The sequence below is a fragment of the Geobacillus proteiniphilus genome, from assembly GCF_001908025.1.
Lineage (GTDB): Bacteria > Bacillota > Bacilli > Bacillales > Anoxybacillaceae > Geobacillus > Geobacillus proteiniphilus.
Window position 1 is genome coordinate 1 of sequence record NZ_MQMG01000088.1, and the last position, 7,471, is coordinate 7,471.

Genomic DNA, 7,471 nt, shown 5'->3' on the forward strand with positions numbered 1-7,471 from the left:
CGGTGCGCCAAATCGACGAGCACAGCTTCGAGTTCAGCGCCGAACTGCCGCTCGATGAATTTTGCGAAGTGATGAACATCGACGTGCCAAAGAGTGAATCGCATACGTTGGGTGGTTGGATTTTTGAGATGTTTGAGCGTATTCCAGCAGTCGGCGAAACGTTGCAATATGGACCGCTGACGTTCACCGTCCGCCAAGTCGACAATCGGCGCATTCGCAAAGTGCTTGTCTCATTGAGCCAACCGCTTGCCGAGCAGGCGGGAGGCGCCTGATTCGCTCCCCGTTCCCATATGAAAGCGCCCCGGGCTGACTGCCCGGGGCGTTTGCCATCTATATGAAGTTGTTCGTAAGGCGGTTATTGAATGTTGCCGAATTGGCCGCCAAGTTGTTGCTGAGCCATGGCGACAAGACGTTTCGTAATTTCGCCGCCGACCGAACCGTTCGCGCGAGAAGTCGTGTCAGCGCCGAGGTTCACACCAAATTCTTGGGCGATTTCGTACTTCATTTGATCAATGGCTTGTTGAGCACCAGCGACTAACAGTTGGTTGTTGTTATTGTTGCGTGCCATCGTTGATCATCTCCTCTTAAAAATTTTTGATGGTTGGGGTGGTTGGATTTGCACCAACACTTCACGCTGCAAGGCGTGTGCCAAGCTTGGCTGAACCCACCGGCCCACCCGCTTTTGGCTTCGCCAGCGTCCCCGTTGCAACGGATGGGTGATTTCGCTGGCGGTACTCATAGTTTGGGACGTTTTTTGCCTGTTATGCATGGTGAGAATATGGGAATTTTTAACGTTTTACCGCCGTCACCATTAGGGAATATGTAAAGATAAGGAACATCTTAGAGGAGGAAGCAGCATGAATGTATGTCCGCTGTGCAACGGGTTGCGCCGGGTGACGGTGTATTGCAGCTACTGCCGGCAACCGATGGAAGACCAAGGAAAAGTTACGGATTATTTCGATGACTACAGCCCGTACATGGATGCGGACGTCATGAAGCTTGTCGACGGCTATTTGCGCACGTATACGAATCATGAATGTGTTCATTTGTTTTACTGTCCGACTTGCCATGAGGAGGAAGTGCGTTTTATCAAGGAATAAGGCTGTTGATGGAGTGGAAAGGAAAGGCGTTCCGTTTTTTTCGGAACGCCTTCGAATGAATCTATATGAACAACAATGGGGGGTTACTTTTCATCCGCCGCCCGGATGCGCCGTTCCGTTTCAACGTCAAAGAAATGCGCTTTGTTCATATCAAGCGCCAGGTCAATCCGGTGGCCCGGCTTGATTTCCGTGCGGGCGTCGATGCGAGCGACCAATTCTTGGTTGTCGATGCTAAAATAGATCATCGATTCAGCGCCAAGCAGCTCAGCGACCTCGACGAGAGCAGTAACTTTCGTCGCCGGCGATGCTTCAAGGAAGAGCGGTTCGTCGTGAATGTCTTCCGGACGAATGCCTAAAATCACTTCCTTGCCGACATACCCTTGCTCACGCAACACTTTCATTTTTCCTTCCGGAATGCCAAACGATGTTTGGCCGACGACAAACTTGCCGTCTTGCAGCGTTCCACGAAGGAAGTTCATGGCCGGTGAACCGATAAAGCCGCCGACAAAAATGTTTTCCGGTTTTTCGTATACCTCCCGCGGCGTTCCGACTTGCTGGATGACGCCGTCTTTCATAACGACAAGACGGGTGGCCATTGTCATTGCTTCTGTTTGGTCGTGGGTGACGTAAATGGTCGTCGTTTCCAAGCGTTGATGGAGCTTCGCGATCTCTGAGCGCATTTGCACCCGCAGTTTCGCATCCAAGTTCGAGAGCGGCTCGTCCATTAAAAACACTTTTGCATCGCGGACGATGGCCCGTCCCAATGCCACGCGCTGCCGCTGCCCGCCGGAGAGCGCTTTCGGTTTGCGGTCCAAATATTGCTCGAGCCCAAGAATGCGCGCCGCCTCGCGGACGCGTTTTTCAATTTCCGCTTTCGGGAATTTGCGCAGTTTTAAACCGAACGCCATGTTGTCATAGACGCTCATATGTGGATACAGGGCGTAGTTTTGGAACACCATGGCGATGTCGCGGTCTTTCGGCGGCACATCGTTCATTCGTTTGCCGTCGATGTAAAGATCGCCTTTGGAAATTTCCTCAAGGCCGGCGATCATCCGCAACGTGGTGGATTTGCCGCAGCCGGACGGGCCGACAAATACGATAAACTCTTTGTCTTGAATATGTAAATTGAAGTCTTTGACGGCGACCACATTGTTGTCGTAAATTTTGTAAATATGATCAAGAATGAGTTCTGCCATAACCATCCTCCTCATCGCCGAAATCGTTTTCTTGCCATTAGTGTATAGAAAAATAGGAACATTCGTAAATGGACGAGGTGCACAAAAAATGCCGCCGATTTTCGGCGACATGACAAAAAAGCGGGGGATTACGAACGACGCCGGTGCAAGATGGCCAAATAGACGGCTGCCGCCCCTTTGAACCGTTTGATGTCAACACCAGTTTGCTCCGTCCATTTATCGATTCGATATTGCAAGCTATTGCGGTGCATATACAGCTTTTTCGCTGCCATCGAGACGTTTAAGTTGCATTGCAAAAACGTCTCCATCGCCCGCACTTCCTCCTCGTCGAATCCGTCAAGAAGCGAGAGGGTCCGGCGGGCTTTCTCACTGACTGCTCCTTCTTCAAAGAGCGGAAGCGGAATGACGTCTTCCCATTCGTACACAGTTCGTTTCGGCCAAAAGCGCCGAGCGGCGGAAAAACACTCTTTTTCAAGGAGAAACGATTCATATAGCCGTTCATCGACGGGGCGGATCGGGCCGATCAATAAATGAATGGAAGTATAAAAATCAGCGGCGAGCGCCTCAGCCATGTCCGCTAACGAAGGCGGCTCCGTCGTTCGCTTTTGTTTCGCTTCGACGATCAGCCCGCGCCGATCTTGCTCCCAGACGATGGTGACCGGGGAAGAAAACAAGCCGCGAACGGCGTCAGCAAACTCCTCTTTGTTGGCGATCGGCCGGCTGGCCGTAAAATGAATGAACCGGCAGTACGGAGCAGCGAGCCGAGCGAGCGCGGCTGGGTCGCCGGTTGCCATCCATCGTTTCCATGCCCGCTCCTCTTCGCTTTCCGGTTCGCGCCGGCGCTCGGCGGGGGTGAAAAAAAGCGCCAGCAATCGCCGCTCCTGCTCTGTCAATCGATGCTTGGCGATGCCGATCTCATCACCGTCGGCGGTGTAAAACCATTCGTAATCTTCGGGGTGTTCCGGCTGACCGTTGATAACGATGTCCCTTTCATAAAGCGACTTGAGCTCTTTTAACATCGCGGTGCACCCTTTTCTGTCAAGGATGATGTCACGCCGAAGATGAATCGGCGTTGTTTTCATTATACCAAATCCCCGCTAATGGAAAGAAAGCCAATGGATTGAAAGCGGGAAAGCCGCAGGATGAACGGGCGGCTTGGTCAACAGCGGGCGTCTCGAACGATCCCCGCCTAACGCATCGGCGGAGGGGCTCATAGAACAAAAGGCCGACTTTCCCGAGGCGGGAAAATCGGCTCCGTTTACTGGCCGGCTTCGTACGGCGGTTCTTCTTTGACAAGATCGCGCGCTTCCTCAATGTTGACGTCATCGCCGCGGCCGTACACGGCACCGCCGGCCATCCCTTCGTTGATCATGCGGTCGATGTCCATATAGTATTCATCGCGCCCTTCGTACAACGAATCCCGGCGCTCGGTTTCATTTCGTTCCATCATCTCGCTCCTTCCTCTCATCGTTTTTCCTAAAGTTTGTCCAAAAGAGGCATACGCTATCCATGCCCTTCATATGGATGAAACAGGACAAGCGGGAAGAAAGGGTGGCAAGGAAATGATCATGCTTATCAAAAAATTGCTCGAAACGACCGCCGCGGCGGAAGACAAAGCCCGGCAACTCGCAGAGATGGAAACGGATGAGGCATGGGCGGCCTACTTGGCTGAAGCCGAGCGGCAGCGTAAACTTTGGCAATACGTGCATTATTTAGCCGCTGGGGCTAACGCCGACGATCGAGCGGAAAGAGAGCAAAGCAAAGCAGGCGCACCTCGTTTCGAGCTCTTGCAAGCCATGGCGGCGGCTGAGTGGGAAAAAGCGATGTTATGCCAGAACGTCTGCCAAAGCTTAAACGGGGCCGCCAAACAAGCGGCCGATGCTGTGTTCCGCCAGGCGCTTCGCTACAGCGGCCAGTTTCTAGCTATGGCGCACGATGAGCGAGCTCGGCAAACAGCTGATTGAGCCTCTCGAGCCGCCGTGCCTCAATCTCCGGCTCGTCAAACACCATCGGCTTGGCGTTGATTTCATAAATGTAAAGCTGCCGCTCGCTTCCGACGCCGATGTCGGCGGAAAACTCACCGACAAAGCCAAACCGTTCGCCAAGGCGCGCGCCGCTCAAGGCAATAAGCCGCTCGAGCGCCGCTTCATCGATGCGTTCCTTGACTTCTTTGTACGGCAGGATGGTCCCGCCATGAAACACATGGGTTGTCACCGACTCGACGTCGGCCGAACGGACGCCGATGCCGGTGATCGTATGGCGGCCGTTGTGCCAATGGGCGAGCACGCGCAAATCGTAGCGGCGTCCGTTCCACTCGTCCGTTTCAGCCAGTGCTTGGGCGATGTAGCGGCCGGACTGAATGAGCGATGCGAGCGCATCGAGCGAGCAGAGCCGTTTTTGGTCGCCTGGATATTCGCAAATGGCTTCCGTCTCCGACAAGGCGGTGAGACGAAACAGCCCTATTCCTCTGGCGCCGTCATCCCGCTTCAAGTAAATGCAGCTGTATTGGCGGAGCCAAGCGCGAATGTCGGTCGCTGTTTGGACAGGCGCCGTCGGCAATAGATGCGGCCAGAGCCGGCGGTCGGACCGCAGCGCGTCGTAAACGTCCGATTTGCGGAAAAAAGAGCGGTTGACAAGCGGAACGCCATGGGCGCTCAACTGGGCAGCCGCCGTTTGAAACGGCTCGCTTTCTTCTTCTTCGCGGCTTTTTACTCGATTGTAGACGACATCGGGCAGTGGAGCGGCCGCTTCGATGAAACGATGAAGCGTCGGAACGAATATATATCCGGAGACCGTTTTCTCTCCGATGCCGGCGGCCGCGCTGACGACGGAGATGCCGCCGGCGGCGTGGATGGAGCAGATGACGGTTTCAAGCCACGGCTTTTTCCCAGCCAGCAAAGCGGAAAGGGACGAGGCGCTGACCAGCACGCCAACCAGCGGTCCCACCCGTCCATCTTGCTCGCGGACGGGAAAGACGAGATCGGGAAGGGTAGCGGCGGGAGCAACCCGGCCGCTGCCGAACCGATAAGGGCCGCCCGGACTGTTGCACACCCACTCACCGGTGTCAGGACGGTAGCCGATCGTCAGCATGGCCAAAGCGCCTCGGGTTCGGTGATGGCCGTTTTGCTGAGGTGGACGGCGTAAGCGAGCGGCAACCGCGCTGTTCGTTCGTCTGCGTCCTTTAATTTTGGATGCTTAAAAATAGACCGTCCGGGTTTGGAATTGGCTTCAAACATCCAAATCCTTCCTTGTTGGTCAACGCCAAGGTCAAAACCGATTTCGCCGATCAACGTTTCTGATGTTTCATCAAGGCAACGGCTGAGCGTAAGGGCGGCGTCAGAAAGACGGGCGAGCACGATTTCGCGCTCGGCAGCATCCGGGAAAATTTCTTCCAGCGTTTTGACGATGCCTCCGCTGTTCATATGGGTCGTGATGCTTTGTTTTCCAGCGATTTTGGCGGCGATGGCGCTCACTTGCCATATGCCGTGTTCGTTTTTGTTAACGTGAACGCGGAAATCAGCCGGTCGGCCGTTGACGGCAAGAAGCGGAACCGCTTGTTGGATGACATAGCGGTGAAGCGGCGCATGGGCGAGCAAATGATGCCACGCCGCCATGGCGGTCGGAAACAGCACTGTTTGTATTTCTCCGCTTTCATCGCGGAACCGGCATTTATAGGCGTTGTTTTTTTTCGCTAAATGATAAATGCCGCGGCCGAGGCTGCCATCGGCCGGCTTGATGTACGCTTCACGGTAGCGGGCAAGAAACTGCTCAATGGTGTGCTGCGTCACGTGGGCGGACGTCGCCGGCAAATACGGCTGCGCCTTCGGATGGGCAGCGAGCCGGCGGTAAATGTCCCATTTGTTGAAAAAACACCCGTTAAAGATCGGGATGCCGTAGGTGGTTTGCAGCGTCTTCGTCATCGTTTGAAACGTTTCCTCCTTTTCGACGCGCCGGTTTGGCAGCCGGTTGTAAACGACATTCGGCAACGGCACCGTATGGCGTTCCCAGCCGCGCTCCGTGTAAAAATAGCCGTTCGTCATGCCGTTTTCCCAGTCGATATGGGGCGCGCCAAACAAAAAGGCAAATCCGCCGACTTGCTTTTCTTGCGCCAGCAGCTTGGCAAAAAAGAAGCTCCGGCTGCCGACCGGGCGGTGGAGCGACTTTGTGAATCCGGCGGTCAAAATGCCGACAAGCGGTCCGAAGTGAACAGCTTCATCGGTCAAAAAGACATGAACGTCAGCGGCAAACGGGATCGACAAGCATCGGGCAACGTCATGCGCCACAATCACACGGTCGGTGAGACGGGGGGAAGAAATGACCCGGCATGGGGTGACAAGGCTGCCGAACGCGGCTGATGTTTGCCTAGATGCTTGGAGCGTGGCGGGAAGGATCACCGTATTCGTTTGTTGTTCGTCAATGATCAACGTGTAGGTCATTGGCTTTTCACCCCTCTGGCCAAAAACAGGCAATACCGAAGCGGCGCTTCGTACAGTTCGTTTTGTTGCTCCGGGGGCAGAAGATGTGCCACTTTTCTCCCCGGCTTGGAATTGACATCCAAAATCCACACCGCCCCGTTGTCGGTCGCGCCAAGATCCAAGCCGATTTCAAAAAAAGGACCGAACATGCGATCTATATAAACTGGCAGCGTGCGGATGATCGTCTCAACGCCATCGAGCACGAAGAGACGTTTTGAAGAGGAAAGGCGGTCGAGCCACTCGGAAAACGGACGAATGTCCGCGCCGGCGCGGACGTTGGCCACCCATGCCCCCGGTCGGCCGACTCGCACGGCTCGCACCCGCTCCACCCAGTGTCCGTTTTCATCCTTTTGCAAAAGAATGCGGAGGTCAAACGGTTCGCCCTCCGGAGTCGATAGCTGAAGCAACGGCTGCAGGACATACTCGCCGCGGCGGCTCAAGGAGGAGAGGAGCTGTTCCAGCTCGCTTCGGCGGGCAATGACGGCCTGTTCTTGACCGTGACTGTCTTGGACGGACAGCGCCTTCCCTTTCTTTTGAAAGATGCAAATGCCGCGTCCGCCGGAGCCGTGCACCGGCTTGGCGATGGCGGCTTGTTCGCGGCGGAGAAGCGCAAGCACATCATCGGCGCGCTCAAGACGGACAGTCGGCGGCACGTATGCGGACAAGAGCGGGTGGGAGGAGAGCGCTTCATATACGTCCC

General features: G+C 55.2%; 10 protein-coding genes. 3 read left to right on the forward strand and 7 right to left on the reverse strand.

What is annotated here, in order from left to right; all coding sequences use genetic code 11:
• Positions 1-272: transporter associated domain-containing protein (locus BRO54_RS18240; protein WP_275651074.1), on the forward strand; the 272-nt coding region annotated here is incomplete at its 5' end.
• 83 nt (positions 273-355) lie between these two features.
• Here the strand turns inward: BRO54_RS18240 and BRO54_RS18245 are convergent.
• Positions 356-568 carry an alpha/beta-type small acid-soluble spore protein gene (locus BRO54_RS18245; protein ID WP_011230133.1) on the reverse strand — a complete coding sequence of 71 codons (213 nt, stop codon included), beginning with the start codon at positions 566-568 and terminating at the stop codon, positions 356-358.
• 289 nt (positions 569-857) lie between these two features.
• Here BRO54_RS18245 and BRO54_RS18250 point away from each other — a divergent pair, with 289 nt between their 5' ends.
• Entirely contained in the window at positions 858-1,100 is a 243-nt protein-coding gene (locus BRO54_RS18250; RefSeq protein ID WP_014194975.1) for a hypothetical protein, read from the forward strand.
• Between the two features lie 83 nt (positions 1,101-1,183).
• Here BRO54_RS18250 and BRO54_RS18255 read toward each other — a convergent pair whose 3' ends face one another.
• The 3 genes from BRO54_RS18255 to BRO54_RS18265 form a co-directional block, all read right to left on the reverse strand.
• Positions 1,184-2,296 carry an ABC transporter ATP-binding protein gene (locus BRO54_RS18255; RefSeq protein WP_013146253.1) on the reverse strand — a complete coding sequence of 371 codons (1,113 nt, stop codon included), beginning with the start codon at positions 2,294-2,296 and terminating at the stop codon, positions 1,184-1,186.
• A 128-nt stretch (positions 2,297-2,424) separates the two neighbouring features.
• Positions 2,425-3,315, reverse strand: coding sequence for a PucR family transcriptional regulator (locus tag BRO54_RS18260; protein ID WP_041470277.1), 891 nt, complete (start codon positions 3,313-3,315; stop codon positions 2,425-2,427).
• A gap of 239 nt (positions 3,316-3,554) precedes the next feature.
• Positions 3,555-3,743: a hypothetical protein gene (locus BRO54_RS18265; RefSeq protein WP_041470249.1), complete on the reverse strand. Its 189-nt coding sequence runs from the start codon at positions 3,741-3,743 to the stop codon at positions 3,555-3,557.
• Between the two features lie 115 nt (positions 3,744-3,858).
• On the opposite strand from BRO54_RS18265, the gene BRO54_RS18270 reads away from it, so the two are divergent.
• The gene (locus BRO54_RS18270) at positions 3,859-4,260 is read left to right on the forward strand and encodes a hypothetical protein (protein WP_041470250.1); all 402 of its coding nucleotides are present in this window, start codon (positions 3,859-3,861) and stop codon (positions 4,258-4,260) included.
• Here the strand turns inward: BRO54_RS18270 and BRO54_RS18275 are convergent.
• The 3 genes from BRO54_RS18275 to BRO54_RS18285 all read right to left on the reverse strand — a co-directional run.
• Positions 4,220-5,386 carry a YheC/YheD family endospore coat-associated protein gene (locus BRO54_RS18275; RefSeq protein ID WP_014194979.1) on the reverse strand — a complete coding sequence of 389 codons (1,167 nt, stop codon included), beginning with the start codon at positions 5,384-5,386 and terminating at the stop codon, positions 4,220-4,222. The genes BRO54_RS18270 and BRO54_RS18275 overlap by 41 nt on opposite strands.
• Complete coding sequence (locus BRO54_RS18280) at positions 5,380-6,732, reverse strand: YheC/YheD family endospore coat-associated protein (RefSeq protein ID WP_074044805.1); 1,353 nt, start codon at positions 6,730-6,732, stop codon at positions 5,380-5,382. The genes BRO54_RS18275 and BRO54_RS18280 overlap by 7 nt, the downstream gene beginning before the upstream one ends.
• Positions 6,729-7,471, reverse strand: a 743-nt coding sequence (locus BRO54_RS18285) for a YheC/YheD family protein (protein WP_074044806.1), incomplete at its 5' end; no start/stop codon positions are given. The genes BRO54_RS18280 and BRO54_RS18285, both read right to left, overlap by 4 nt.